28 protein-coding genes and 1 tRNA gene are annotated in these 25374 nt (G+C 59.9%); 27 read left to right on the forward strand and 2 right to left on the reverse strand.

All coding sequences use genetic code 11. The features are described 5' to 3' along the window. Positions 1-90 precede the first annotated feature (90 nt). The 12 genes from hisC to tatC all read left to right on the forward strand — a co-directional run bounded on the left by hisC (position 91) and on the right by tatC (position 8465). A complete protein-coding gene (hisC, locus tag ACFPTO_RS21410; RefSeq protein ID WP_377714488.1) occupies positions 91-1167 on the forward strand; it encodes a histidinol-phosphate transaminase in 1077 nt (358 codons plus the stop codon). A 75-nt stretch (positions 1168-1242) separates the two neighbouring features. Continuing rightward, entirely contained in the window at positions 1243-1830 is a 588-nt protein-coding gene (hisB, locus tag ACFPTO_RS21415) for an imidazoleglycerol-phosphate dehydratase HisB (RefSeq protein WP_293033922.1), read from the forward strand. A gap of 316 nt (positions 1831-2146) precedes the next feature. After that, positions 2147-2788, forward strand: a complete 642-nt coding sequence (hisH, locus tag ACFPTO_RS21420) for an imidazole glycerol phosphate synthase subunit HisH (protein WP_296660040.1) — start codon at positions 2147-2149, stop codon at positions 2786-2788. A gap of 154 nt (positions 2789-2942) precedes the next feature. Next, the gene (gene hisA / locus ACFPTO_RS21425) at positions 2943-3695 is read left to right on the forward strand and encodes a 1-(5-phosphoribosyl)-5-[(5-phosphoribosylamino)methylideneamino]imidazole-4-carboxamide isomerase (RefSeq protein ID WP_377714490.1); all 753 of its coding nucleotides are present in this window, start codon (positions 2943-2945) and stop codon (positions 3693-3695) included. A 424-nt stretch (positions 3696-4119) separates the two neighbouring features. Further along, on the forward strand, positions 4120-4893 hold the full coding sequence (gene hisF, locus ACFPTO_RS21430; RefSeq protein WP_377714492.1) for an imidazole glycerol phosphate synthase subunit HisF: 774 nt from the start codon (positions 4120-4122) through the stop codon (positions 4891-4893). Positions 4894-4895: 2 nt separating this feature from the next. Further along, positions 4896-5312, forward strand: a complete 417-nt coding sequence (gene hisI / locus ACFPTO_RS21435) for a phosphoribosyl-AMP cyclohydrolase (RefSeq protein ID WP_377714494.1) — start codon at positions 4896-4898, stop codon at positions 5310-5312. Next, positions 5309-5677 (forward strand): phosphoribosyl-ATP diphosphatase, encoded by a 369-nt coding sequence (locus ACFPTO_RS21440; protein WP_293033917.1) that lies wholly within the window; start codon positions 5309-5311, stop codon positions 5675-5677. Before hisI ends, ACFPTO_RS21440 begins: the two co-directional genes overlap by 4 nt. 100 nt (positions 5678-5777) lie before the next feature. Further along, positions 5778-6170, forward strand: a complete 393-nt coding sequence (locus ACFPTO_RS21445; protein ID WP_377714496.1) for a DUF4870 family protein — start codon at positions 5778-5780, stop codon at positions 6168-6170. 69 nt (positions 6171-6239) lie between these two features. Beyond that, entirely contained in the window at positions 6240-6608 is a 369-nt protein-coding gene (locus tag ACFPTO_RS21450) for a histidine triad nucleotide-binding protein (protein WP_377714498.1), read from the forward strand. Positions 6609-6780: 172 nt separating this feature from the next. Continuing rightward, positions 6781-7023 carry a Sec-independent protein translocase subunit TatA gene (tatA, locus tag ACFPTO_RS21455; protein WP_296649606.1) on the forward strand — a complete coding sequence of 81 codons (243 nt, stop codon included), beginning with the start codon at positions 6781-6783 and terminating at the stop codon, positions 7021-7023. A gap of 43 nt (positions 7024-7066) precedes the next feature. After that, positions 7067-7636: a Sec-independent protein translocase protein TatB gene (tatB, locus tag ACFPTO_RS21460; RefSeq protein WP_377714500.1), complete on the forward strand. Its 570-nt coding sequence runs from the start codon at positions 7067-7069 to the stop codon at positions 7634-7636. A 40-nt stretch (positions 7637-7676) separates the two neighbouring features. Then, a complete protein-coding gene (gene tatC, locus ACFPTO_RS21465; RefSeq protein WP_377714502.1) occupies positions 7677-8465 on the forward strand; it encodes a twin-arginine translocase subunit TatC in 789 nt (262 codons plus the stop codon). Between the two features lie 179 nt (positions 8466-8644). On the opposite strand, the gene ACFPTO_RS21470 is transcribed toward tatC, so the two are convergent. Beyond that, on the reverse strand, positions 8645-9859 hold the full coding sequence (locus ACFPTO_RS21470) for a Do family serine endopeptidase (protein WP_377714504.1): 1215 nt from the start codon (positions 9857-9859) through the stop codon (positions 8645-8647). 19 nt (positions 9860-9878) lie between these two features. Between ACFPTO_RS21470 and ACFPTO_RS21475 the strand changes: the two genes are divergently transcribed. The 14 genes from ACFPTO_RS21475 (at position 9879) to ACFPTO_RS21540 (ending at position 22291) form a co-directional block, all read left to right on the forward strand. Further along, positions 9879-10625, forward strand: coding sequence for a Nif3-like dinuclear metal center hexameric protein (locus ACFPTO_RS21475; RefSeq protein ID WP_377714506.1), 747 nt, complete (start codon positions 9879-9881; stop codon positions 10623-10625). 250 nt (positions 10626-10875) lie between these two features. Continuing rightward, positions 10876-11496, forward strand: a complete 621-nt coding sequence (gene petA / locus ACFPTO_RS21480; RefSeq protein WP_377714540.1) for a ubiquinol-cytochrome c reductase iron-sulfur subunit — start codon at positions 10876-10878, stop codon at positions 11494-11496. Beyond that, the gene (locus ACFPTO_RS21485; RefSeq protein ID WP_377714508.1) at positions 11496-12881 is read left to right on the forward strand and encodes a cytochrome b; all 1386 of its coding nucleotides are present in this window, start codon (positions 11496-11498) and stop codon (positions 12879-12881) included. Before petA ends, ACFPTO_RS21485 begins: the two co-directional genes overlap by 1 nt. A 62-nt stretch (positions 12882-12943) precedes the next feature. Beyond that, positions 12944-13675, forward strand: a complete 732-nt coding sequence (locus ACFPTO_RS21490; protein WP_377714542.1) for a cytochrome c1 — start codon at positions 12944-12946, stop codon at positions 13673-13675. Positions 13676-13782: 107 nt separating this feature from the next. Then, positions 13783-14394 (forward strand): glutathione S-transferase N-terminal domain-containing protein, encoded by a 612-nt coding sequence (locus ACFPTO_RS21495; protein ID WP_027797364.1) that lies wholly within the window; start codon positions 13783-13785, stop codon positions 14392-14394. Positions 14395-14477: 83 nt separating this feature from the next. Beyond that, a complete protein-coding gene (locus ACFPTO_RS21500) occupies positions 14478-14963 on the forward strand; it encodes a ClpXP protease specificity-enhancing factor (protein ID WP_377714510.1) in 486 nt (161 codons plus the stop codon). Between the two features lie 18 nt (positions 14964-14981). Next, positions 14982-15057 (forward strand) — tRNA-Thr (locus ACFPTO_RS21505). A 196-nt stretch (positions 15058-15253) separates the two neighbouring features. Next, positions 15254-16465, forward strand: a complete 1212-nt coding sequence (locus tag ACFPTO_RS21510; protein WP_377714512.1) for a tyrosine-type recombinase/integrase — start codon at positions 15254-15256, stop codon at positions 16463-16465. Between the two features lie 201 nt (positions 16466-16666). Next, on the forward strand, positions 16667-17359 hold the full coding sequence (locus ACFPTO_RS21515) for a hypothetical protein (protein WP_377714514.1): 693 nt from the start codon (positions 16667-16669) through the stop codon (positions 17357-17359). A gap of 153 nt (positions 17360-17512) precedes the next feature. After that, on the forward strand, positions 17513-17758 hold the full coding sequence (locus ACFPTO_RS21520; protein ID WP_377714516.1) for a helix-turn-helix transcriptional regulator: 246 nt from the start codon (positions 17513-17515) through the stop codon (positions 17756-17758). Further along, positions 17759-19075 (forward strand): DUF3987 domain-containing protein, encoded by a 1317-nt coding sequence (locus ACFPTO_RS21525; protein ID WP_377714518.1) that lies wholly within the window; start codon positions 17759-17761, stop codon positions 19073-19075. It begins immediately after the preceding gene. A 347-nt stretch (positions 19076-19422) separates the two neighbouring features. Continuing rightward, complete coding sequence (locus ACFPTO_RS21530; RefSeq protein WP_377714520.1) at positions 19423-20634, forward strand: YagK/YfjJ domain-containing protein; 1212 nt, start codon at positions 19423-19425, stop codon at positions 20632-20634. A 299-nt stretch (positions 20635-20933) separates the two neighbouring features. Next, positions 20934-21362, forward strand: coding sequence for a hypothetical protein (locus ACFPTO_RS21535; RefSeq protein WP_377714522.1), 429 nt, complete (start codon positions 20934-20936; stop codon positions 21360-21362). 212 nt (positions 21363-21574) lie between these two features. Next, complete coding sequence (locus ACFPTO_RS21540; RefSeq protein ID WP_377714524.1) at positions 21575-22291, forward strand: hypothetical protein; 717 nt, start codon at positions 21575-21577, stop codon at positions 22289-22291. A 263-nt stretch (positions 22292-22554) separates the two neighbouring features. Here ACFPTO_RS21540 and ACFPTO_RS21545 read toward each other — a convergent pair whose 3' ends face one another. Then, the gene (locus tag ACFPTO_RS21545; protein ID WP_377714526.1) at positions 22555-23958 is read right to left on the reverse strand and encodes an IS1182 family transposase; all 1404 of its coding nucleotides are present in this window, start codon (positions 23956-23958) and stop codon (positions 22555-22557) included. 193 nt (positions 23959-24151) lie between these two features. Between ACFPTO_RS21545 and ACFPTO_RS21550 the strand changes: the two genes are divergently transcribed. Then, positions 24152-25087: a hypothetical protein gene (locus tag ACFPTO_RS21550; protein WP_377714528.1), complete on the forward strand. Its 936-nt coding sequence runs from the start codon at positions 24152-24154 to the stop codon at positions 25085-25087. Positions 25088-25374 lie beyond the last annotated feature (287 nt).

The raw sequence follows: 25374 nt of genomic DNA on the forward strand, positions 1-25374 counted from the left end.
TTCCACAAGCGAGAGACCTGACGACAACCAGAGCGGCCTTGAAGCCGCTCGCAAGCGCCTGCCCCGTTCGCGAGGGCGGGCGGGCCCAATATGACAACGCCACGAGACATCATCCGTCGCGACGTACTCGCGATGACGAGCTATCCGGTCCCCGACGCCACCGGCTTCGTGAAGCTCGACGCCATGGAAAACCCGTTTTCGCTGCCCGCCGCACTGGCTGCCCAGCTCGGCGAGCATCTGGCGCAGGTCGCGCTGAACCGCTATCCGGCGCCGCGCCCCGAGACGCTCATCGCGAGGCTCAAGGCCGCGATGCATGTGCCCGCCGAGTGCGACGTGCTGCTCGGCAACGGCTCGGACGAAATCATCAGCATGATCACGATGGCGTGCGCGAAGCCGGGCGCGAAGATGCTCGCGCCGGTGCCGGGTTTCGTCATGTATGCGATTTCTGCGCAATTCGCCCAGGCGGAATTCGTCGGCGTGCCGCTCGCGGCCGACTTCACGCTCGATACCGAAGCGATGCTCGCCGCGATTGCCGAACACCGCCCTGCGGTGATCTGGCTCGCCTACCCGAACAACCCGACCGGCACGCTCTTCGACGACGCCGCCATCGAGCGCATCGTTGCGGCCGCACGGGACGCGCACGGCCTCGTCGTGATCGACGAGGCGTATCAGCCGTTCGCGCAGAAAAGCTGGATGGCGCGCGCGGGCGAGTTCGACAACGTGGTCGTGATGCGCACGATGTCGAAGCTCGGGCTCGCCGGGATCCGTCTTGGCTATCTCGCCGGACGGGCGACGTGGCTCAACGAATTCGACAAGGTGCGCCCGCCGTACAACGTGAACGTGCTCACGCAGGCGACGGCGAGCTTCCTGCTCGACCACATCGACGTGCTCGACGCGCAGGCCGCGCAACTGCGTGCGGAGCGCGCGGTGCTGGCGGCCCAGGTGGCGAGTCTGCCGGGCGCGGAGGTGTTCGAGAGCGCCGGCAATTTCCTGCTCGTGCGCGTGCCCGACGCTGCCGCTGTGTTCGATACGCTACTGGGTGTGCGGGTTTTGATCAAAAACGTGAGTAAAATGCACCCATTGCTGGCGAATTGCGTCCGTTTGACTGTCGGAACACCCGACGAAAACGCGCAGCTTCTCGCCGCGCTGAAGCTCGTGCTCAAGTGACGGGCTCCGTTCTCTAACTCTCCTGTTACCGGCTGACTGACCGGCTAACTGAGCGGCTGAATGAAGGAAATTGCCATGCGCGTCGCGCAAGTCGTTCGCAACACCAGCGAAACGCAGATTCGCGTCAAGATCAATCTGGACGGCACCGGCGAGCAAAAGCTCGCGACCGGCGTGCCGTTTCTCGACCACATGCTCGACCAGATTGCACGACACGGGTTGATCGATCTCGAGATCGAGGCGCAGGGCGACACGCATATCGACGACCACCATACGGTGGAAGACGTCGGCATCACGCTCGGGCAGGCGGTGGCGCAGGCCATCGGCGACAAGAAGGGCATCCGCCGCTACGGCCATGCCTACGTGCCGCTCGACGAGGCGCTGTCGCGCGTCGTCATCGACTTCTCGGGACGCCCGGGCCTCGAATTCCACGTGCCGTTCACGCGCGCACGCATCGGCACGTTCGATGTCGATCTGTCGATCGAGTTTTTCCGCGGCTTCGTCAACCATGCGGGTGTCACGCTTCATATCGACAACCTGCGCGGGCTGAACGCTCACCATCAGATGGAAACCGTATTCAAGGCGTTCGGCCGCGCGCTGCGCATGGCGAGCGAACTGGACGAGCGCGCGGCGGGCAAAATCCCGTCGACGAAGGGCAGCCTCTAACGAGCGAAACACCCATCCGGGCGAACGGATACGCGAAGCGGGACGCGTCGCGCGACTATGCGGCCGTCGGGCTGCATGAAGCCTCGGTGCGCTGCGCGGTGGTCACATTGCGTGTCACGTTTCGTGAATGCGAACCGCGAGCGCCCGGGCAGGATCTGTTGGGACGGCATACAGGCGGACGCGCGCGCGTTCCCGTCGCCACGTAATGTCACGCAGCGTCACGCAGTGTCGCGTAATGTCACGTAGTGTCATGCAAAGTCACGTGAAGTCACGTAAAGCCAAAGCGAAGGGCAAGGCCCAGGCGGCCTGATTCGAGATGAAAACTTCAATTGCGATTGTGGATTATGGAATGGGCAACCTGCGTTCGGTGGCCCAGGCGCTGAGGCAGGCTGCACCGGAAGCCGATGTGGCGATCGTCGAGCATCCCGAGGCGATTCGCGCAGCGGACCGCGTGGTGCTGCCCGGCCAGGGCGCGATGCCCGACTGCATGCGCAGTCTCGCCGAATCGGGCCTGCAGGAAGCCGTGATCGAGGCCTCGCGCACGAAGCCGCTGATGGGCGTGTGCGTCGGCGAGCAGATGCTCTTCGACTGGAGCGCCGAGGGCGACACGAAGGGCCTCGGCCTGCTGCCCGGCAAGGTCGTGCGCTTCGAGCTGCAAGGCCGGCTTCAGGACGACGGCTCGCGCTTCAAGGTGCCGCAGATGGGCTGGAACATCGTCCACCAGGCGCGCGGCCATGCGCTGTGGGAAGGCGTGCCCGACGACAGCTACTTTTACTTCGTGCACAGTTATTACGTTGTGCCGGACAATGCGGCGCACACGGTGGGCGAAACGCCGTACGGCGCAGCGTTTACCTCGGCGGTGGCGCGGGATAACATCTTCGCCACTCAATTCCACCCGGAAAAGAGCGCCGCGGCGGGCTTGCGCGTCTATCGCAATTTCGTCCACTGGAACCCGTGATGGAACCCGTGATTGCGCGAGCGAGCCCTGTCGCCCTTGCGTCTGCAAGCGTGCGGAAAGAGTTGTACTAAACTAGCGAAGCGGCGCCGGATCTGACCTTTTTTCCCGGCGTCGGCTGAATTCCACTTTATTTCCCAGATATCCCCCGATAGCTATGCTGCTGATTCCGGCGATCGATCTCAAAGACGGTCACTGCGTGCGCCTTAAGCAAGGCGATATGGACCAGGCGACGGTTTTCTCCCAGAACCCGGCGGCCATGGCCCGACACTGGGTCGAGCGCGGCGCGCGCCGCCTGCACCTCGTCGATCTGAACGGCGCGTTCGCAGGCAAGCCCAAGAACGAAGACGCGATCCGCGAGATCATCGCGGAAGTCGGCGACCAGATCCCCGTGCAGTTGGGCGGCGGCATCCGCGACCTCGATACGATCGAGCGCTATCTCGACGACGGCCTCTCGTACGTGATCATCGGCACCGCGGCCGTGAAGAACCCGGGCTTCCTTCAGGAAGCGTGCACGGCATTCGGGGGGCATATCATCGTCGGCCTCGACGCCAAGGACGGCAAGGTCGCCACCGACGGCTGGAGCAAGCTCACGGGCCATGAAGTCGTGGATCTCGCGCGCAAGTTCGAGGACTACGGCGTCCAGTCGATCATCTACACCGACATCGGCCGCGACGGCATGCTTCAGGGCATCAACATCGACGCGACGGTGCGCCTTGCGCGCGCGGTGAAGATTCCGGTCATCGCGAGCGGTGGCCTGTCGAATCTCGCCGATATCGACGCGCTGTGCGAGGTCGAGGGCGAGGGCGTCGAAGGCGTGATCTGCGGCCGCGCGATCTACTCGGGCGACCTCGATTTCGCGCAGGCGCAGACGCGTGCGGACAGCCTGCGCGAATCCGACGACGCGTAACGCGCCGCCTGGCGTTTCATGCCGGGCCAACGTGTACGACAGGCCCGGTTTCCGGTCCTGTCGTGCGACGCGAAGCTGCAGCATTTCAATCGCTCGCACACGATCGTTTCCCGACCGGATTGCGGCGCATGGCGGGCGATTCGCGCGGTTCGGACAGGTCGCCACGAGCGGCAAAGCGCGCGACAATGAATCCGGCTGCTGCGCGCGTAAGTACGTGAAAGTACGTGAAAGTACGTGAAAGCACGTGAAAGCACGTGAAAGCACGTGAGCGCACGGGCAGGGTGGCGCAGGGATTCGGCGGCGGCGCGGCAAAATCGCGCAGGCGGGCCGTAACCGGCTGCGCCCGCCACGGCGCATCAGGTTGCAGACCAATCGCCAGCAGGCACATCCACTGATTCAATCGACGGGCAACATCGGCAAGATCATGGCTCTACCCAAACGCATCATCCCCTGTCTCGACGTGACTGCCGGGCGGGTCGTCAAGGGCGTCAATTTCGTCGAGCTGCGCGACGCGGGCGATCCCGTGGAAATCGCGCGCCGCTACGACGAGCAGGGCGCGGACGAACTGACCTTCCTCGACATCACCGCCACCTCGGACCAGCGCGACCTGATCCTGCCGATCATCGAAGCGGTCGCGTCGCAGGTCTTCATTCCGCTGACGGTCGGCGGCGGCGTACGTGCCGTGGAGGACGTGCGCCGGCTGCTGAACGCGGGCGCGGACAAGATCAGCATGAACTCGTCGGCGGTGGCGAATCCGCAACTCGTGCGCGACGCCTCCGGCAAATACGGCTCGCAGTGCATCGTCGTCGCCATCGACGCGAAACGCGTGTCCGCACCCGGTGAGCCTGCGCGCTGGGAAGTGTTCACGCACGGCGGGCGCAAGGCGACGGGCATCGACGCCGTCGAATGGGCGCGCAAGATGGCCGAATTCGGCGCGGGCGAGATCCTGCTCACGAGCATGGACCGCGACGGCACGAAGAGCGGCTTCGACCTCGACCTGACGCGCGCGGTCTCCGACGCGGTGCCGATTCCCGTGATCGCCTCGGGCGGCGTGGGCGGCCTGCAGGATCTGGCCGACGGCGTCGTGAAGGGCCATGCCGACGCCGTGCTGGCCGCGAGCATCTTCCACTACGGCGAACATACGGTCGGCGAGGCGAAGCGCTTCATGGCCGCGCAGGGCATTTCGGTGAGGTTGTAACCGTGACGACGAACGCTACGCCGGGCGCTGCCTGGCTCGACAGGATCAACTGGGACGCCAACGGTCTCGTGCCCGTGATCGCGCAGGAAGCCTCGACGGGCGACGTGCTGATGTTCGCGTGGATGAACCGCGAGGCGCTTGCCAAGACGGTCGAAACGGGCCGCGCCGTGTACTTCTCGCGCTCGCGCCAGCGCCTGTGGTTCAAGGGCGAGGAGTCGGGCCACGTGCAACAGGTCCGCGACATCCGTCTCGATTGCGACGAGGACGTCGTGCTGCTCAAGGTCGAGCAGGTCTCGGGTATCGCGTGCCACACCGGCCGTCACTCGTGCTTTTTCCAGCAATTCGACGGCACCGTCGACGACGGCCGCTGGGTCGCCGTCGATCCCGTGCTGAAAGACCCCGAACACATCTACAAATGACGCAACTCACGACCAACGACACGCTGCTGCGCCTCGCGGCGGTGATTGACAGCCGCAAGGGCGGCGATCCGGACGCATCCTATGTCGCGCGCCTCTTCCACAAGGGCGACGATGCGGTGCTCAAGAAGATCGGCGAAGAGGCCACCGAAGTCGTGCTGGCGGCCAAGGACGTGCGCCAGGGCGGCGCGCCGACGGCGCTGGTCGGCGAAGTGGCCGACCTGTGGTTCCACTGCCTCGTCGCGCTGTCGCATTTCGACCTGAGTCCCGCTGACGTGCTGGCGGAGCTGGAACGCCGCGAAGGCCTGTCGGGCCTCGAGGAAAAGGCGCTGCGCAAGAGCCGCGCGCGCGAGCAAAACGGCGACTGATTAGCGGCCGATCGGTAACTGACTGGTGACTGAAGTGCCGGCAGCGCGGCCGGCACGAGTGCTGAAGCATTCACTCCGGAACGACAGGGAGACGAGCAGCATGTCCATGCCCGGCGATTTTCCGCCCCGGACCATTCGGGATCCGCTCGATGCGGAGCGTCTACGCAGCCTGCGTACCTTCACGCATGTTCTCTACGCACTCTACGCCATCTACTGGCTCACGGGCGGTATTTCGGTGCTCATCGCGATCATCCTGAACTACCTCAAGCGCGACGAGGCGCTTGGCACACCGTACGAGCAGCACTTCACCTGGCAGATCCGCACCTTCTGGCTGGGGCTCGCGGGGCATTTGATCGGCATTGCGCTCTTCATCGCACTGATCGGTATCCCGATTTTATGGGCTGTCGCGATCTGGACCTTGTACCGTATCATCAAAGGCTGGCTGTATCTCTACGACAACAAGCCGCTCGCCAACCCGCGCGGGTGGGTCTGAAGGTCCGCCGGGCCGGCTTTCCGGGCAGTCCATCCACATCCATTGCGCGCCATGCTCACCAGGAGCACCATGACTCACGACCGCAGCACCTGTCTTTTCTGCAAGATCGCCGATGGCGAAATTCCGAGTTCGCGCGTTTATGAAGACGACGAATTCGTCGCCTTCCGCGACATTCGCCCTGCGGCGCAGACACATGTGCTTGTCATCCCACGACGGCATATTGCCACTCTCGCGGATTGCTTTGAAAGTGATGCCCCGCTGCTTGGTAGAATGATGGTGCTGGTCGCGCGCCTCGCGAGAGAACTGGGCGTGTCGTACACGGGCGGCGAAACAGGATTTCGCACGGTCGTGAATACGGGGCCGGGCGGCGGTCAGGAGGTGTATCACCTGCACGCTCATCTGCTCGCCGGGCCGCGGCCGTGGCAGCGCATGGGCTGAGGTATCGCGGGGGCGCGCCGAGGCCGCCTGGCCAAGGTTGCCGTATTTAGGCAGTATTTTTGAATCGCGCCGCTCCGGGTTTTCGGTGGGCGCAAAAGAGGCGCGCTCCTGGCGTGCCAGCGTTATTCGCCGCACAAGCTGGGTGGCGACGGGGTAAAGGAGAATTGGAATCATGGGTTCATTGAGCATTTGGCACTGGCTGATCGTTTTGCTGATCGTGGCGCTCGTCTTCGGGACGAAGAAACTGCGCAATATCGGCAGCGATCTTGGCGGTGCGGTGAAGGGTTTCAAGGAAGGCATGCGCGAGGGCGATGCCCCCGCAGCCGACCAGCAAAAGCGTGAACTGCCGTCCGATGGCAGCACGGTCGACGTCGAAGCCCGGGACAAAACCCCGCGTTCGAACGACTACCGCTAACGCGGCGGCTTGCCCTACCACTGGCTGACGGAAATCTGCATTCATGCTCGATCTGGGTCTAACCAAGATGGCGCTGATCAGCGTAGTTGCGCTGGTCGTGCTCGGACCGGAGCGGCTGCCGCGCGTGGCACGCACTGCCGGGGCGCTGTTCGGCCGCGCGCAGCGCTACATCAACGACGTCAAGGCGGAAGTTTCGCGCGAGATCGAACTGGACGAACTGCGCCGTGTGAAGACGGAGTTCGAGCAGGCGGCGCAGAACGTCGAGAAGACGGTTCAGGACAATCTGCGCAAGCAGGAGACCGAACTGAACGAGGCGTTTGGCGGAGGCACTTCGGTGTCGCCAGGCGCCGCGATTGGCGCGCAGACCGCTGCGACAGGCTCGACAAGCACCGCGAGCACTGCAGGCAACGCAAGCGCTGGTACGTCGTCGTTCTGGCGCAGCAGCAACGCAGGCACGCGGCCGGCCAAACGCAAGAACTGGCGCGTGAAGCAGGCGGCGGCTCCGAAGTGGTACAAGCGCGAAACGCAGCGGCGCACGCGCGTGCAGTCAGGCGCGGCACGCGTCGCACAACACACACCGGCCAGCCTGCGGCGGCCGGTGCGCTTCTTCTGATGCCCACAACGGGCATGGACTCATCCTACCGAGGGCCGGTGTGAGCGACCCCCAGCAAAACCAGGATGAAGGCGCTCAAGAGTCCTTCATCTCGCATCTCGTCGAATTGCGCGATCGCATCGTCCGCGCGGGCATTTCGGTCATCGTCGTGTTTATCGGGCTCGTCTACTGGGCGCCCGATATCTTCCGTCTGCTCGCGCGTCCGCTGATGCAGAACCTGCCGCGCGACGGAAAGATGATCGTCACCGACGTCACCGGCTCGTTTTTCGTGCCGATGAAAGTCACCATGCTCGTCGCGTTCGTGATCGCGCTGCCATTCGTGCTCTACCAGATCTGGGCGTTCATCGCGCCTGGCCTCTATCAGCACGAAAAGAAACTGGTGGTGCCGCTCGTCGCGAGCAGCTACGTCCTGTTCCTGTGCGGCATGGCGTTCGCCTACTTCGTCGTGTTTCCGACCATCTTCCGTGTCATGGCGCACTACAATGCGCCGCTCGGCGCGGAGATGACCACCGACATCGACAATTACCTGAGCTTCGTGCTCACCATGTTCCTCGCGTTCGGCGTGACCTTCGAAGTGCCGATTGTGGTCGTGCTGCTCGTGCGCATGAAGCTGCTCACGGTGAAGAAGCTCAGGGAGATCCGGCCCTATGTGATCGTCGGCGCGTTCATCGTCGCGGCCGTCGTCACGCCGCCAGACGTGTTCTCGCAGCTCATTCTCGCGTTGCCGCTGATCGTGCTCTACGAAGCAGGGATTATCGCCGCGCGGGTCTTCATCGGCACGGGCGAGAAGACACACGATTCCGACAATAGCGAGACGGCGAGCAGCTAGCCGGGCGCGCGGGCATAAGCCCCGCACATCTGCCACCGGACCGCCGGACTGCCCGGCGCACGCATCAAAAAGAAAGGCCGCGAACGGTGAGTTCGCGGCCTTTCTTGTTTGTGCTGCGGGTAGTGCCGGTCGTGCGGTTCGTGCCGGTTGTGCGGGCGATGCCCAGCTGGCCGGCCGGATCAGCCGCCGCTGTCACCTTCGCCGTCTTCCTGCTCGGCCTGCTTCGGCGGCGGCGGGCGCTTGCCGATCAGCACGTCCAGATCCATGTCGTGATTCTTGCGTGCGAGATGGACCTTGGCGTCGGTGCCGGGCTTGATCTGGGCGATCACGTTCAGCAGGCGCGTCGTATCGGTGATTTCCTGGCCGTTCACCGAGAGCAGGATGTCGCCCGGCTTGATGCCGGCCTTGTCGGCGGGGCCGCCTTGCAGCACGCCCGCGACGATTGCGCCCGATTTCTGGTGTAGCCCGAACGATTCGGCGATCTCGGGCGTCACATCCTGCGGCTCGACGCCGATCCAGCCGCGCGTGACCGATCCTGTCGTGATGATGCTCTGGAGCACGCTGCGCGCGGTGGATACGGGAATGGCGAAACCGATGCCGAGCGAGCCGCCCGAGCGCGAGTAGATGGCCGTATTGATGCCGAGCAGGTTGCCGTTCACGTCGACGAGCGCGCCGCCCGAGTTGCCGGGATTGATCGGCGCGTCGGTCTGGATGAAGTTTTCGAACGTGTTGATGCCGAGGTGATTGCGCCCGAGCGCGCTGATGATGCCCATGGTCACCGTCTGGCCGACGCCGAACGGGTTGCCGATGGCGAGCACGACGTCGCCCACGCGCGCCCGGTCCATGCGGCCAAGCGTGATGGTGGGCAGGTTCGGCAGGTTGATCTTGAGGACCGCGATATCGGTTTCGGGGTCGATGCCGATCACCTTCGCGTTGGTGGTGCGGCCATCGGATAGCGCGATTTCGATCTGATCCGCACCTTCGATCACGTGCTGGTTCGTTAGAATGTAACCGTCCGGGCTGACAATGACGCCCGAACCGAGGTTCGCGGCGGGCGGCTGCTGCGGCTTGCGGTTGTTGTTGCGATCGCCGAAGAAGTAGCGAAACAGCGGATCGTTCTGGCGCGCGTCGGGCGGGAGCGACCCGTCCTTGCTCGAGAACACATTGACGACCGCGGGCATCGCCTTTTGGGCGCCGTCCGCATAGGAGCCCTGCGCCGGGCCGCTGCCGATCCCGGGTGCCACCTCTCGCAGTGCGACGATCGGCTCGGCAAGCTGCTTGCCGAATTGCCCCTGATGCTGCAGCCACTGCGGCTTGAGCGTTGCGATGATGAACATCAGCGCAAGCAGGACCGTCACCGCCTGGGCGAAGAACAGCCAAAAGCGTCTAAGCATCTGATGATTAGAGGATTATATGGATCGGATCGAACTAGAATTGTATCTGAACAATCTTCTCGAAGCCGCGCGCTTCAAGGACTATTGTCCCAACGGCCTGCAGGTTGAAGGGCGACGCCGCGTGGAGAAGATTGCAACGGGCGTGAGCGCATCACTCGCGCTTCTCGAAGCCGCGCTCGAATGGGGCGCCGACGCCGTGCTGGTCCACCACGGCTACTTCTGGAAGAACGATACGCCGCAAATCACGGGCCGCAAGTACCGGCGCCTGAGAACACTGCTCGCCAACGACCTCAATCTGTTCGCTTACCACCTTCCGCTCGACTGCCATCCCGAATTCGGCAACAACGCGCAGCTCGGCGCGAAGCTCGGCTGGATTGGCGAGCAGCGCTTCGGCGACCAGGATCTCGGCTGGATGGCCACCCTGCCGATGCCCATCACGCTTGCGCACTTCACCGCGCAGGTCGAGCATACGCTTGGCCGCGCGCCGCTCGTGCTCGGCGATCCGGACTGGCAACTGCGCCGCGTAGCCTGGTGCACGGGCGCGGCGCAAAGCCTGTTCGACGCAGCGATCGACGCGGGCGCCGACGTCTTCCTGACCGGTGAGATTTCCGAACAGACCACCCATACGGCGGCCGAAAGCGGCGTGGCGTTCCTCGCGGCGGGTCACCACGCGACCGAGCGCTTCGGCGTGCAGGCGCTTGGCGCGCACCTTTCGGAAGTATTCAACGTCGAGCACCTGTTTATCGATATCCACAATCCGGTTTGAGCGATTCAGGCACATCGACGGTTGCCTGACCCGGGTTCGATAACCCGCGATTTATTCAAAAGACACTTACAAAAGAAAAACGGAGACGCCTTTTTTTGCATGGGAAAAGTCATACACATCAATGACTTGATGCGCTTTTTAGAAGCTGCCCCTTGTAAATGCCAACTCCATTCGAGCAAACTAGCGTTCGGCTGCAGCGCGGATAGGCGAGCCGTGACGGATGAATCCAACTCAGAAGTGGGGCGATGTGATGCGAGACAACGAAAATGACCGCGTCGATGGCAGCCGCCGTACCTGGCTGATTGCGACGTCCGTAACAGGCGGCGTCGGAGGTGTAGCGGCAGCCGTACCGTTTGTGGTTTCGTTTGCGCCGTCCGAAAGGGCCCGCGCCGCCGGTGCGCCGGTTGAAGCCGACATCGGCAATCTCGAACCCGGCAGCATGATGACGGTGGCCTGGCGGGGCAAGCCGGTCTGGATCCTGAACCGCACCGACCGCATGATGGCCGATGTCCTGAAGGCCGTTCCCCAACTGGCCGATCCCGATTCCGCGCACCCGTTCTCGATGCCGCTGCCGGATTACTGCCGCAACGAATATCGGTCGCGTGCCGAGCACAAGAACATTCTCGTCGCAGTCGCGGTCTGCACGCATCTGGGCTGCACACCGACGCCGCGGTTCCAGGAGGGCCCCCAGCCCGACCTGCCCGACGACTGGCCGGGCGGCTTCCTGTGCCCGTGCCACGGCTCGACCTACGATCTCGCCGGGCGCGTCTTCAGGAACAAGCCCGCGCCGCAGAATCTCGACATCCCCAGGTTCATGTTCACGTCCCCGACGCAGATTACGATCGGCCGCGACGAACAAGGAGAAGCGTGATGGCGACGGGAACCGCAAACAAGGTTGAGACAACGGGCCTGCTCGGCTGGATCGACAGGCGCTTTCCGCTCACCGCGCTGTGGCGCGAGCATCTGTCCGAATACTACGCGCCGAAGAATTTCAACTTCTGGTACTTCTTCGGCTCGCTCGCGCTGCTGGTGCTGGTGAACCAGATCGTCACGGGCATTTTCCTCACGATGAACTACAAGCCCGATGCGACGCTCGCGTTCGCCTCGGTCGAGTACATCATGCGCGAGGTGCCGTGGGGCTGGCTGATCCGCTACATGCACTCGACGGGCGCGTCGATGTTCTTCATCGTCGTCTATCTGCACATGTTCCGCGGGCTGCTGTACGGCTCGTATCGCAAGCCGCGCGAACTCGTGTGGATCTTCGGCTGCGCAATCTTCCTGTGCCTGATGGCCGAGGCGTTCTTCGGCTACCTGCTTCCCTGGGGGCAGATGTCGTTCTGGGGCGCGCAGGTGATCGTGAACCTGTTCTCGGCGATTCCGTTCATCGGGCCGGATCTGTCGCTGTGGATCCGCGGCGACTACGTGGTCTCCGACGTCACGCTGAACCGCTTCTTCGCCTTCCACGTGATCGCGATCCCGCTCGTGCTGATCGCGCTCGTGATTGCGCACGTCATTGCGCTGCACGAAGTGGGCTCGAACAATCCGGACGGTATCGAAATCAAGGAGAAAAAGGACGCCGACGGCATTCCGCTCGATGGCATTCCTTTCCATCCCTATTATTCGGTGCACGATTTCCTGGGTGTCTGCATCTTCCTGATCGTCTTCGCGGCGATCGTGTTCTTCATGCCGGAGATGGGCGGCTACTTCCTCGAAGCGAACAACTTCATTCCGGCGAATCCGCTGCAGACGCCGCCTGAAATCGCGCCGGTCTGGTACTTCACGGCGTTCTACGCGATGCTGCGCGCCACGACCGACCCGTTCAAGATCGTGCTGATGGTCGTCATCGCGCTGCTCGGCGTGCTCGCACTCGTGCGCGCGCGCGGCAAGTGGAAGCTGGGCCTGCCGGTGCTGGCCGTCCTCGTGATCCTTGCGATGTACTTCACGGAGTCGAAGTTCTGGGGCGTCGTGGTGATGGGCTCGGCCGTGATGTCGCTGTTCTTCCTGCCGTGGCTCGATCAGAGCCCGGTGAAGTCGATTCGCTATCGGCCGTTCTTCCACAAGGTCTTCTACGCGATTTTCGTGGTGGTGTTCCTGACGCTCGGGTTCCTCGGCACGCGGCCGCCGTCGCCGAGTGCGACGCTGATCGCCCAGATCTGCGCGCTGATCTACTTCGCGTTTTTCCTTGGCATGCCGTTCTGGACGCGGCTTGGCACGTTCAAGCAGCCGCCCGAGCGCGTGCGGTTCAAGCCCCATTAACCCGCGAGCGAGAAATCATGACGACGAAATCACTCTTGGCGGCGCTCACGCGCGGGTTCGGCATGGCCGCGCTGGCGCTCGGCTGCGTGCTGGCGGTTGCGCCGGCGCACGCGCAGGAAAACATTCCGCTCGACCGTGCTCCCGATAACGGCGAAAATCTTGCTTCACTGCAACATGGCGCGCGATTGTTTGTAAACTACTGCCTCAGCTGCCACAGTGCGAATCTGATGCGCTACAGCCGGTTGCAGGATCTCGGCATTACGCAGAAGCAGATCGAGGACAATCTTCTGTTCACGACCGACAAGGTCGGCAACACGATGACGATCGCCATGCGGCCGGACGACGCGAAAACGTGGTTCGGCGTGACGCCGCCGGACCTTTCCGTGATTGCGCGCTCGCGCAGCCGCGACTGGTTGTACACGTACCTGCGCAGCTTCTACCGCGACGACTCGCGGCCGACCGGCTGGAACAACCTCGTGTTCGACAACGTGAGCATGCCGCACGTGCTGTGGCAATTGCAGGGGATCCGCACGGCGAAGTTCGAGGATACGGTGGACGAACGAACCGGGGAAAAGGTCCATCGCTTTGCAGGGTACCAACAGGTTGTGCCGGGGCAGCTATCGCGGGTGGATTATGATGCTGACGTGGCCGATCTGGTGGCCTATCTCGGCTGGATGTCAGAACCGACGCAGAAAACCCGCAGGCAGCTTGGCGTGTGGGTCTTGCTGTTTCTCGGCGTCCTGAGCTTTTTTGCGTGGCGACTGAACGCTGCGTACTGGAAAGATATCAAATAGGCACGTCGTGACCGACGTGGGGCCGGCGCCGCGAGCGAACCGTCTGGAAGCCGTCTGACGATTTGTTTGCACGCTGGCCTTTTGGGTTTATTGAGGAAAAGTAAATCATGATGGTTCTGTACTCTGGCACTACCTGCCCGTTCTCCCAGCGCTGCCGGCTGGTGTTGTTCGAAAAGGGCATGGACTTCGAAATCCGCGACGTCGACCTGTTCAACAAGCCGGAAGACATCGCCGTGATGAATCCGTATGGCCAGGTGCCGATTCTGGTCGAGCGTGACCTGATTCTGTACGAATCGAACATCATCAACGAATACATCGACGAGCGCTTCCCGCATCCGCAACTGATGCCGGCCGACCCGGTGCAGCGTGCGCGTGCGCGGCTGTTCCTGCTCAATTTCGAGAAAGAGTTGTTCGTGCACGTGAGCACGCTCGAAAACGAGAAGGGCAAGGCCGCCGAGAAGAATCACGAGAAGGCGCGCCTCGCGATCCGCGACCGCCTCACGCAGCTTGCGCCGATCTTCCTGAAGAACAAGTACATGCTGGGCGAAGAGTTCTCGATGCTCGACGTCGCGATCGCACCGCTCCTGTGGCGCCTGGATCACTACGGCATCGAACTGTCGAAGAACGCCGCGCCGCTGATGAAGTACGCCGAGCGCATTTTCAGCCGTCCGGCCTACATCGAAGCGCTGACGCCCTCGGAAAAGGTGATGCGTCGCTAAACGCCTGCGGGCAAGGCAACCAGGGACGGCATGCGGTGCGCGGCGGATTGGGCGCCGCATGCGGTTCCCGACAAGGATCGTTGATGCAAGAGATTTCCACGAAGCCGTACCTGCTTCGCGCGTTGTACGAGTGGTGTACCGACAACGGTTTTACGCCGCATATCGCGGTGCGGGTCGACAACCAGACGCGCGTGCCGCGCCAGTTCGTGCGCGACGGCGAGATCGTCCTGAACATCAGCTTCGAGGCCACGAGCCAGCTGCAGATGGGCAACGAGCTGATCGAGTTTAACGCGCGCTTTTCGGGCAAGTCGCACAAGATCGAGGTGCCGGTGGCGAACGTGCTCGCGATCTACGCGCGTGAAAACGGGCAGGGTATGGCGTTTCCGGTCGAAACGGCGCCGGGCGACGCCGATGAAGTGCTGCCTTCGGCGCAGGACGAGTACGAAGCGTCTGCCGATGCGCCCGAGGCGCATGATGAACCTGCTGGCGAACCGGTTGTGTCCGCCCCGGAAAAGGGCTCGGACGACGGCGCGAAGGGCGGCAAGGGGCACCTCAAGGTCGTGAAATGAAGTAGAATCGCTGGCTACGCCGGCTTAGCTCATCTGGTAGAGCAGTTGATTTGTAATCATCAGGTGGCGGGTTCGAGTCCTGCAGCCGGCACCAAACACCCATCCGAGGGAGTCCTCGGAAGTCCTGAAACCCGTGATAGCATAAGGCTTCACGGGTTTTTTTATTCCGATGTTGTCCAACGGTGCCCGTCTGAATCCGGGGGCATGTGGGGGCACCACCGGGGGAATCTCAGTAATCTGGCAAATGCCCCCGGGAAAAGTGCCCCCTAGCGCTGTAAGGTAGATGCCTTATGTCGTTGACCGATGTTGCGATCCGCAAAGCTGCTCCCCGTGAAAAGCCGTACCGCCTTGCGGATAGCGGGGGTATGTACTTGGAAATTTCACCATCTGGCGGGAAATACTGGCGGCTTAAATATCGTTTTCTGGGCAAGGAGAAGCGGCTTGCCTTGGGCGTGTACCCGGACGTGCCGTTAGCTGCTGCTCGGGAGAAGCGTGATGATGCCCGGAAAAAGCTTGCGGCTGGCATCGATCCCGGCGAAGCCAAGAAAGCCGATAAGCGGGCAGCTCGTCTCGCAGCGACCAATTCCTTCGAGGCGGTTGCGCTTGGCTGGATGGATGAGCTCCAGCCGTATATTACGGCTGGGTCGATGGCGAAGACCAAGGCTCGCTTCGAGAAGGATGTTTTCCCGTGGATCGGCAAACGGCCGGTAGCGGAAATCGATGCGCCCGAAGTCCTGACGGTCCTGAAGCGGATCGACAGTCGTGGTGCTCGTTTCACGGCGCACAAGGTTCGCGGCGAGATCAGCCGTGCATTCCGCTACGGAATCAAAGAAGGCTATTGTAAGTTTGATCCGGCGCGCGATCTGGTTAACGCCATTCCACCCTCGCAGACGACGCACTTTGCCTCGATCACCGAGCCAGAAAAGGTCGGTGCCATGCTTCGGGCATTCGACGGATTCTCGGGCACATTCCCTGTGCTGTGTGCACTTCAACTGGCTCCCATGCTGTTCACTCGCCCGGGCGAATTGCGTAAGGCTGAGTGGGGCCAAATTGATCTGGATAAGGCTGAATGGCGGTATCTCGTCACTAAAACTCAGACGGAGCATTTGGTGCCGCTGGCAACCCAGGCTGTGCAAGTTCTTCGCGAGTTGCACGCTTTGACCGGCAAAGGCCGCTATGTCTTCCCGGGTGCGCGCTCGGCTCTGCGTCCGATGAGCGATGCGGCGATCAATGCGGCGCTCCGTCGCCTAGGCTACGACACTCGTACGGAAATCACCGGCCATGGCTTCCGGGCTATGGCTCGCACAATTCTTCACGAGGAGTTGGAGCAAAAACCCGAAGTGATTGAGCATCAGCTTGCTCATGCCGTTCCTGACACGCTGGGTAAAGCATATAACCGTACAAAATTCATCAAGGAGCGTAGGGCGATGATGCAGCGGTGGGCCGACTATCTTGATCACCTGAAAGCGGGTGCCAATGTCGTCGAATTTAAGTCCGCGTAAGTTGTAGCAGGCCGGGCGCCACGTAGGCGATCGTGTTGGTGGGGCACGACGCTTCACGGAGAAGGATTAACCACATAGCGGCATCTCGTCCCGAACGGCAGCATTTGCGGATGTGCGCTTGTGTCGTGCCCCTTATTTCAGCAAGGGGCTACTTTGCGCTAACCTTCTGCTTCCAATGCGCTTTCTTCATTAAGGCCTGAGATGACAGCACAATTGCCAGTCCGGCGTCTATGGCATGACTTCGATGAACGGTACCAGTGGATACTAAATCATCTTGAGGACGTCTTCGATCACTTTGGGGATAGCAAACCTGAAGGAGACTTTAGGACCGCCGTCTTTGATCGTGTTTGGCAGACGGTCGACATGGATGAGCACAATCTGGCAGAGATTATCCGGAGCTTTCTTGGTCAAGAGGCTCTGACAAAGTCCGCGGATGAGTTGATGAGTATGGCGATAGGGGGGGTAATTCTTCCAGCGGTATTTTGTATCCGTTCGCGAATTGCGAACGACAGCGGAGATCGTGAGGTCGCGTGGGCATACCTCGCAGAAGCAAGTCTACTTGCCGGTATGTTGCTTGCCGGGAAGAAAATTCACGGATTGGTGGTTGAAGCGCAGGATCAGGGCAAGTTAGTGCTTTCGAATGAAGGTAACAAAGCAAAGCGGAAAGCGTCTGACAGGTTTGCAGCTGAAGCGTACCGCTTGGTTATAGAAAGAAAACCTGTTGGCGGGAAGTGGTCAAAAATAATCGATGCTGTCTTGGCTATTCAAGCTGATATGCTTTCATTTTCCCGACAGAGCGGCATCAGGGCAGCTCCATCAAACATTCAACGTCGGTTAAGCGAGGTGCTGAGCGATATGCCAGGCGCCGCGGAGCTATTTCAGAGCAAGGGGTAGCAAGGTGGTAACGGTTTAGCCACCAATGGAGATACGTTTCCCGGGAAGCGCCCACATTTCCCGGTGTATGTCGTAGATCACGGATTTCATCCTTCCTAGAATCGATTCACGTTGGATCCAACGAAATTCAACCGAATCGAAACGAGGACAAAGATGAATTCCAATGCCATGCCGCATCAAAAAATTCTGCGTATTCCAGATGTCCAGAAAAAGACCGGGATGTCGCGCAGCACCATCTATAGCAAGCTCAACCCGTCGAGTAAGTATTTTGATCCAACCTTTCCGAGACCGATTCGTCTCGGCAATGGCCCGACAAGCTCGGTAGGGTTGATCGAGTCGGAGATCGACGTCTGGATCGAGGCACGCGCTGCTGCGCGTCACGTTGCGGAGGTGATCTAAATGTACCCATCCTCCTATAGCCACGACTTCTATCTGCCCGACGTCAACCGTTTCCCGAGTGACGCTCTCGAAACGAAGATGCGCTCGCTTCACGACTCGCAGCATGCGGTGATCGGCATCCCGTCCGTTGTTGCTGGCCCGATCGTGCTGCACGCTGGTATTGCATATGCGAACCCGGTTGCGAACATGATTTCGCCGAATGGTCATATTGGTGTGTTCGGCATCAACACGATGGTGAGCGGCAATTCCGGTTGCGGAAAGAGCGAGGCCAAGAAAGCGGCATTTGCGCCGATGTTTCAATTCCAACGCGCACAGCTCGAAAAACCCGAGAGTGATGACCGAATCGAGACACACGTGATGAACAACGCGACGATGCCCGCCATCATCAAGTGTGCGGCAAAGTATTCGATTTTGAACGAAATCGACGATGAGTTTTCATCGGCGCAAACGGGTTCAATGGTTCGTTACGCGAACATTCGCAATCAGTTCTTCGACGGCCATACGTTCTCGGTCGAACGTGCAACGGCCGGCCGCTATATCTTGCATGAACCGCGCTTCATGAGTCTGGTTCTGACGCAACCGCACGTCCGTATCGCGTTCGATAAAAAGCACGGCCCCCACCTGCGCACCGTCGGTCTCGCCACGCGCACCCAGTTCGCGGAGTATGCCGGTGATCCGGTGGGCCTCAATCTCGTGCCGATCGACACGAGCAAGTGGGATGACCAGGCGAACCACCTGCTCTACGTATGGGGGGAGATCGTACACGGCCGTATGTCACGTGCGACGGTTCGATTCTCGCCGAAAGCCACGTTCGCCCTGCAAGCCATCCGCGAAGAATACCGAGTCCGGGGGCTACCTGGCGGCGATTTGCACTCTCTGCCGGAGCACGCAGCGCGTCAGTCGGAGAACATCCAGCGCATTGCCACAGGCATGCATGTATTTGAGCAACTGCCCGGTGACGTATCTGACGAAACGGTTGAACGTGCGGCCGCCATCGGTCGCTGGTTCACGGCGCAGTACAAGCAGCGGTTCCTGCCAAAGCCGGAAATCCCGCAGGTACCGCGCGAGCATACCGAAGCAGCACATCTCGAACAGGTCATGTTCGAGGCCGCACGCCGCAGCGGTGAATGCATGGTCAAGCTGAAGGATTTGCTGAGCTACGCACCGAACTACGGCATGACCAAGGCCGCAGTTCAACGCGCTCTGATCGTGTTGTGCTCGAACGATCGCACCCGCATCATCAAGAGCCAGGGCAAGCCGGACTGGATCGCGTTGAATCCGATGTACTTCCCGATTTATCGCTGGCCCGGCCACTGATCGTACCGCGAGGTTAATCCAGCGTCACCGTTGCGATAGCGAAAAGATATTTATGTATATGCCTGCGCAACCTTGATCCCGGAAGCTTCTACGTAATCTGATCGTCAAGGTAGGAAAGAAGTGGGTGTGCGGTCGTTGATCTATTTTGGTATTAGGTAGGATAACTTATTAATAGATAGATAACTTCTATAGAAGATGGATATCGACCAATCAATAGATCGACTCTCGTAAGAGAGGGAGATCGTCAACAACATGCATACACGCATGTCATCCGTAAGAGATGACATGCGTGTTAATCAAACAAACAATGCCGATAGCCTGTCAAGGCTGTCGCAAAGGAAAGAAAAATGGCAGCAAAAGAAGATTGGTTTCAATCCGAAGATAACAGCTATCTCGTAGAGCAGGCATCTAGTCTCGACATGGAGCACAACAGCGTCATTGACCATAACGGTACTCGTATCCTGCTGGGTCACAGCACACGTAACTTGCCGTTTCTGGTTCGTTTCGTGAAGGCAGTGTTCCGTACCAAGCATGCTCTTCCGTTCAAGATCACGACGGACGGAAAGGGTCGCAAGCGTGTCGAGAAGGCCTCAGCTCTGACAGAGTTCGTGCATCGCATCCACGGTATGACGGAGCTGTACTCGCGCGATTACCACTATGCTCCGGCACTGAAGTTGTTCTTCGAAGTGTTCGAGTTTCACGATATCCGTTTCTGTACCCTGAAGCGCCTGGAGTTTCCGTTCGGCGACGGTAAGCGTACGGAGGCCGATATCGTCAACGATTTCGTAAAGGTACTGCGCGAGGAAGGTGTGCGCGTGAATATCGTGAAGCAAATGAATGACTGGCAGAACGCAATCGACGACAACGCCACGCGCACGAAGCTGTATATGGATGCTCTGTTTGAACGTTACTCGCGTCTGCAGGTGATTCGCATCGATCTTAATTATAAGGTGGCGTGCGTGTCTGAGCAGCAACTCGACGAAGTGAAAAATCAGTTGCAGCGTCAGGAGCAGGCTGACCACGATTACCTGTACGGCGACACGGCGATCGAGTATGACGGTCTGGAAACGCAGGCGCGCTTCGATGTGAAGGTCCTGAATGAGGATCGCAAGCATCTGTTCGCCAATAAGCGTAGCAAGCCGTCGCTGTTCAAGCATCTCGTGGGTTACGTCTGGCGCATTGAGTGGTCGCGCGTCAGTGGTCATCATCTGCACGTCGCATTTTTCTTCGATGGCTCGAAGGTGCAGAAGGACGCGTGGCTGGGCGATCAGATCGGTCAATACTGGGTTGACGTAATCACGCAGGGACGCGGCCTGTACCACAACTGCAACGGCAACAAGGGCGCCTATGGCGATCGCTGCGGTATCGGCGAGGTCAATTACTACGACGAGGCGAAGCGCGAGAACCTGATACATGCGCTGGGTTACCTCGCAAAGCGCAGCCAGTACCTGTACGTCAAGCCGACGCAGAAGTGCAATCTGTTCGGTACCGGTCATATGCCGGACGAGAAACCGGCCGCTGGCCGTCCGCGCAAGAAGGGCATTCGCTTGGACGAATAGCCCGGGTCGAGGACTGCCACGGATGAGTATGAGGCACGGGAGGGCGATGTGCTAAGTAGCTCTTCGATATCGCAACTAGCTCTTTCGTCGGCCAGGCGGGGCGCGATGGAATTCCCTGCCTGGCAGGCACCTACCCGCTCCCTGCATTACCTCGCTGCCTGCAACTGGAACCTGAATGACCCGTGCGGGTGTGTCCATCAAACGTACTGCCCGATCAATCGCGGGTAACGCGCCGTGCCGCTGCGTGTTCATGGCGGCGATAGTGTGTTCGACATTTTTTACAAGATACGACTATGAATATGAAACACGAAACGACAATGGGCCAAGCCTTCAACACGGCGCACGGTTTGCCCCCGAAAACGGGAGTGAGCCTGCCGGCAAAATCGAGCCGCGACATTCTGGAATCAATGCGCGCCGCACTTCAGGCGTACGAACCCGAAGCCAAGATGTCGAATCTCGATTATGTGCGCGAGATGTTCGATCTGCTCGAAAAGAAGTTGAAAGCAGATGCTAAGTACGCGAAGCTTGCGGAGCTGATGAAGGAGGCTGGCATTGACGTGAAGGATAGCGCGCTCAAGACAATGATGTCGAAGATTCGTGCAGAGCGCAAGGTTCAGCTCGTCAAGTGTCCGTGCTGTCAATCGAAGGTTCCCGAGTCGCAGATCGGTGAGCAATACCGCGACGAGATTTCGGTGCAGGCAGGTGCAGTTGACGGTAGCGCAGCGTAAATCTTTGGTCATCTCCGACGGGCGGCGTGCGGCTCACGTGCGTTGCCCGTTTTTATGCTCGGTCGCCGAAAAATCGCATATCTCAAGCTGTTGGCAGATTGGCCGTTTACTATTGTGTCACCCGTTCATCAACTTGCATGTGAAGTGGCAGACAACGCTCATGCAACCGTTTCGATACCGGATGACATGGTTAACGTCTACGGAGCTTGAAGGTGGAAAAAAAAGAAAGCGGCGCAGCCGAAGCTGCGGGTGTGGGAGCTGGTGGTGTTGCTGCGGGTAACCCAGACAATCCCGCACCCGTGTCGGTGCCACAGACCATCGTAATTCATTGCCCGTCGTGTTCGGAACGAACGCACGAGCAACTCTCTACGTGGAAGAAGATGGCGACATATTTGCTGCCATCCATGATTGCCGCAGTTTCTGCGGTGGTCGGCGTACTTGTCGGGCAGAAGATGAATGCAAGTTCTGAAGCCGATAAGGTAATTCGCGAAAAACTGGAATCCGCTTACGTCGGCGTGCTCGCGCTTCCAGATCTCGCGATGGACATGCACATGGCAGCGCTCACGCCTCTGAGTGGTGGGGACGTGCGTCTGACGATGGCACGGTATCAGGCGTTGCAAGACCGCTATCAGAGCGCGATTAATAATGTTGCTATGGTCAGCGACCTGTACGAACCCCGGTTGGGTAGCGAAATTCTGAAGGCGGTCGATTGCTCGCGCAGGCTAATGCAAAACTCATCAAACCTGTACATCCTCAGTACGGCAAAATCGGGGCAGCAGACTGTACCTATTCCTTCGCATATCAACCCACAGGTAGCTCTTACGTTCGAGGAAGCGCGTGATTCCACGGTCGAGTTGCGAACGGAATGCGAGAAAGAAGACGGCGCATTGAAAAAGAACATTGCGTCAGCAATGAGAGGCCATTTTTAACGAGGCATTGCGCCATGACGCGCCTCGATACTGAACCTAGAGAATCTGTGGGGAATGTTGGGTATCCGTATTTCGCGGTTGATTTGTCGTTGTGCGACGCGGCAATGCAATAGGGATTGAAGGGCTGCCGGGAGTCTCAGAACGGCCGATTCTGTTGAAAAAGTCGCCTTGGAGTGCCGCTGCGAAGATATTTTGGGCGGCTGGCTTCGTTAGTCGAAGCTGTCGGCGACGGAATTAACACGTGGGGACAAGCCCCGAGGCTCTCAAGCGGTAGTCGCTTCCACCTGTTCGCCCATCGGCATCAACCACTTCGCCATACGTCGCAGGTTCTGCGCGGTCGCTGCCAACAGGAATTCGTCGTGCGCGCCGCTGAGACCGCGCAGTCGCAGACGGTCAAGCTTCAAGATCCGCTTCAAGTGCGCGAACAGCATTTCCACCTTCTTGCGCTCGTGCCGGGAGCGCTTATAAGCCGGTGTGTCAGCAATGGCTCTGGCCTCGTCCCGCGATGCCTCATGAACACTGCGTGTAATCTTGCGAATTGGTGTACTGGGGCAACACTGCCGCTTCATCTCGCATGCGGAGCAGTCTGCCTGACTCGATCGATAGACAATCGTATCGGCCTTGGTAACGTGTGATCTCGGCTTTGTGAAGGTCCGCCATTCACTACGCAAAGCGTGCCCCGTCGGGCAGCGATATTCGTTATCCTGCTCGACCCACTGGAAGTCACTGCTGGGAAGCGCGCCATCGTTGCGCGGGCGCTGCCAGACAGGCACATGTGGGGCGATGTGTTTCTCCTGCACCATCCAGCCAAGCATTGCCCCGGTTCCGTAGGCCGTGTCGCCCACCAGGCGCCTGGGTTTTAGATTAAAGCGCTGCTCGACCCGATTCACCATCGTCCTGGTAGATTCAACCTCCTGCGTTCGATGTGATGGCGTAGCTTCAACATCGACGATGATTCCCGCGTGCAGATCGATCAGATAATTCGTCGAATAGGCGAAAAATGCCGGTCCACCGGGCGCAGCCGTGTAACGTGCGGCGGGATCAGTCAGCGAGATTCGCTTGGCTGGTGCGGCGGGTTCCACGTCGTCCGACATCGTCGGGTTGTTCTGCTCCAGCGCCGTCAAATATTCCTGTACTGCCCGGCTCGGGCCATCGCCCTGACGCCAGTCAATCACCTCCGTGCCCGGTACCCCGCGTGCACGATTTGCATCCGCTTTGATCACACTCGCATCGACAGCAAAGCCTTCACCCTGCGCAAGGCCCTCGTTCATGCAGCGACGCAAGACCGATTCGAAGACGTGCCGTAGGGCTCCGCTCTCACGGAACCGGCCATGTCGATTCTTGGAGAAGGTCGAGTGATCGGGTACGGCATCTTCCAGGCCCAGACGGCAGAACCAGCGATAGGCAAGGTTCAGATGGACCTCCTCGCACAGGCGACGTTCGGAGCGAATACCAAAGCAGAAGCCTACGATCAGCATGCGGATCATGAGCTCCGGGGCAATCGAAGGCCGTCCGGTATGGCTGTAGTGTGGCGCGAGATGCTCGCGAAGTCCGCTGAGGTCGAAGTACCGATCAATGCCGCGCAGGAGGTGCGTGCGCGGTACGTGGTCATCAAGGTTGAACGAATAGAAGAGCTGGTTCTGCACGCCACCTTGATGACCCATCATGACGAATCACTCCCGCCGATCGATGTCTTCCAGGATAGCGAACATTCCAAACCTCGGGCGACTTTTTCAACAGAATCGGCCACGAACTGCCGTTCGACAGTTGCGGACAGATCGTCGACAATTCGTGTCGTGTCCACCAACGAAAGCGCGTTGTTCGACGACCAAACAGTGCTTGTAGCCTGCGGAAAAAACTATGTCCAACAATCAATCTAACGGCTTGCTAACAATTGAAGTCAAGGCTCCTCCGATCATCGCGGGGACGCGAAGCACGGTAAGCTTGATAATCCGCAATCCATTCGATTCTCCGGTAATCGTGGAGTTGGTAGAGGCGCCGACGTCCGCACCGCTGCTCCCCAGCGCGCTACCCAGTGTATCCCGTGAAAAACCCGAACGATCTGATTCTTCATTTCTTGATCGATTGAAAGATGCTTTTCGTGGATTCGAAATCCGGCAGTTGAAAATGGGACTTCTCACAGCAGAGTTCCCGGGTCAAACGGGGCGTACGTTCGCAATAAGTTTGGAGCAAGACGCTCGATTGGAAGTAAAGTCGCCATTCGGCCCGACTGACAGGGTAAGTATCAGCGCTGAAAAAGGAGCGATTGTAGTTATTGACAATCCGGATAGCCATCCGAGAGATAATAATCCGGAATCAAAGGAACGACAGATCCCGGCTCATCAGGAAGATTTGGCGCGGTTCGAGTTGAAAACATCGCGATGGCTGCTGGTCAAGCCGAAACAGCTGGAGTTACACGCCCTTGTAAAGTTCCGCGTAGGGGATGATGCGCGTAGTCAAGTGGTTCCGATTAATCTCGCATTGCAACCTCCCGTAAGGTCGATTGTATTTGGTGCTGTTTCTGGAGGGATACTCGGATGGATCGTGCGACAGTTGAACAACGGACATTTACCGTTCGATTTTCCCGCGCTCGTTAGCATATTAGGAACCAGCATTATGTGCTGGATACTTGCCATCGTTCTGTCCCGTCAAGAATCATCAAAAGGATTTGTTACGCTAGAGGATTTCTATGGAGCTTTCGTTGCAGGAACGATCGTAGGCTACACCGGGACAAACTATTTCGAGAGCGTACTTAATGGGACTGCAGCGGTGGCAGCTCCCCATAAAGGCGGTTGAACGAAGATACATGCGGTCATCGCAACATCTCCGTTCTGTCGCAGCGCGCGGTGTATAGCGCAGGTGCTACCGTTACTCCAGTCGGCCGGCCGCGCGGCGCCAGTTAGGGCCGGCTAAGCATGTCCGTTTCGGAGAAAGTTGAGTAACCGCCTCGGGTCGGTTTATGCCTTTCGCACTGTTCACTGTCTGTTGGGCCAAATCAAAGCAGCGAGGGACCCAGTTCGTTAAGGGTTATTGGACGTCTGCCCTCAACCACATGGCCGTGAGTGTGCCGCGGCGCGTGTGGG

This window comes from Paraburkholderia denitrificans, from assembly GCF_042655705.1.
Lineage (GTDB): Bacteria > Pseudomonadota > Gammaproteobacteria > Burkholderiales > Burkholderiaceae > Paraburkholderia > Paraburkholderia denitrificans.

What these genes read in the sequence shown, in the direction of transcription:
- hisC (WP_377714488.1), top strand. Translation starts at nt 91, where the DNA reads ATGACAACGCCACGAGACATCATCCGTCGCGACGTACTCGCGATGACG.
- hisB (WP_293033922.1), top strand. Translation starts at nt 1,243, where the DNA reads ATGCGCGTCGCGCAAGTCGTTCGCAACACCAGCGAAACGCAGATTCGC.
- hisH (WP_296660040.1), top strand. Translation starts at nt 2,147, where the DNA reads ATGAAAACTTCAATTGCGATTGTGGATTATGGAATGGGCAACCTGCGT.
- hisA (WP_377714490.1), top strand. Translation starts at nt 2,943, where the DNA reads ATGCTGCTGATTCCGGCGATCGATCTCAAAGACGGTCACTGCGTGCGC.
- hisF (WP_377714492.1), top strand. Translation starts at nt 4,120, where the DNA reads ATGGCTCTACCCAAACGCATCATCCCCTGTCTCGACGTGACTGCCGGG.
- ACFPTO_RS21440 (WP_293033917.1), top strand. Translation starts at nt 5,309, where the DNA reads ATGACGCAACTCACGACCAACGACACGCTGCTGCGCCTCGCGGCGGTG.
- ACFPTO_RS21445 (WP_377714496.1), top strand. Translation starts at nt 5,778, where the DNA reads ATGTCCATGCCCGGCGATTTTCCGCCCCGGACCATTCGGGATCCGCTC.
- ACFPTO_RS21450 (WP_377714498.1), top strand. Translation starts at nt 6,240, where the DNA reads ATGACTCACGACCGCAGCACCTGTCTTTTCTGCAAGATCGCCGATGGC.
- tatA (WP_296649606.1), top strand. Translation starts at nt 6,781, where the DNA reads ATGGGTTCATTGAGCATTTGGCACTGGCTGATCGTTTTGCTGATCGTG.
- tatB (WP_377714500.1), top strand. Translation starts at nt 7,067, where the DNA reads ATGCTCGATCTGGGTCTAACCAAGATGGCGCTGATCAGCGTAGTTGCG.
- ACFPTO_RS21470 (WP_377714504.1), bottom strand. Translation starts at nt 9,859, where the DNA reads ATGCTTAGACGCTTTTGGCTGTTCTTCGCCCAGGCGGTGACGGTCCTG.
- ACFPTO_RS21475 (WP_377714506.1), top strand. Translation starts at nt 9,879, where the DNA reads ATGGATCGGATCGAACTAGAATTGTATCTGAACAATCTTCTCGAAGCC.
- petA (WP_377714540.1), top strand. Translation starts at nt 10,876, where the DNA reads ATGCGAGACAACGAAAATGACCGCGTCGATGGCAGCCGCCGTACCTGG.
- ACFPTO_RS21485 (WP_377714508.1), top strand. Translation starts at nt 11,496, where the DNA reads ATGGCGACGGGAACCGCAAACAAGGTTGAGACAACGGGCCTGCTCGGC.
- ACFPTO_RS21490 (WP_377714542.1), top strand. Translation starts at nt 12,944, where the DNA reads ATGGCCGCGCTGGCGCTCGGCTGCGTGCTGGCGGTTGCGCCGGCGCAC.
- ACFPTO_RS21495 (WP_027797364.1), top strand. Translation starts at nt 13,783, where the DNA reads ATGATGGTTCTGTACTCTGGCACTACCTGCCCGTTCTCCCAGCGCTGC.
- ACFPTO_RS21500 (WP_377714510.1), top strand. Translation starts at nt 14,478, where the DNA reads ATGCAAGAGATTTCCACGAAGCCGTACCTGCTTCGCGCGTTGTACGAG.
- ACFPTO_RS21510 (WP_377714512.1), top strand. Translation starts at nt 15,254, where the DNA reads ATGTCGTTGACCGATGTTGCGATCCGCAAAGCTGCTCCCCGTGAAAAG.
- ACFPTO_RS21515 (WP_377714514.1), top strand. Translation starts at nt 16,667, where the DNA reads ATGACAGCACAATTGCCAGTCCGGCGTCTATGGCATGACTTCGATGAA.
- ACFPTO_RS21520 (WP_377714516.1), top strand. Translation starts at nt 17,513, where the DNA reads ATGAATTCCAATGCCATGCCGCATCAAAAAATTCTGCGTATTCCAGAT.
- ACFPTO_RS21525 (WP_377714518.1), top strand. Translation starts at nt 17,759, where the DNA reads ATGTACCCATCCTCCTATAGCCACGACTTCTATCTGCCCGACGTCAAC.
- ACFPTO_RS21530 (WP_377714520.1), top strand. Translation starts at nt 19,423, where the DNA reads ATGGCAGCAAAAGAAGATTGGTTTCAATCCGAAGATAACAGCTATCTC.
- ACFPTO_RS21535 (WP_377714522.1), top strand. Translation starts at nt 20,934, where the DNA reads ATGAAACACGAAACGACAATGGGCCAAGCCTTCAACACGGCGCACGGT.
- ACFPTO_RS21545 (WP_377714526.1), bottom strand. Translation starts at nt 23,958, where the DNA reads ATGATGGGTCATCAAGGTGGCGTGCAGAACCAGCTCTTCTATTCGTTC.
- ACFPTO_RS21550 (WP_377714528.1), top strand. Translation starts at nt 24,152, where the DNA reads ATGTCCAACAATCAATCTAACGGCTTGCTAACAATTGAAGTCAAGGCT.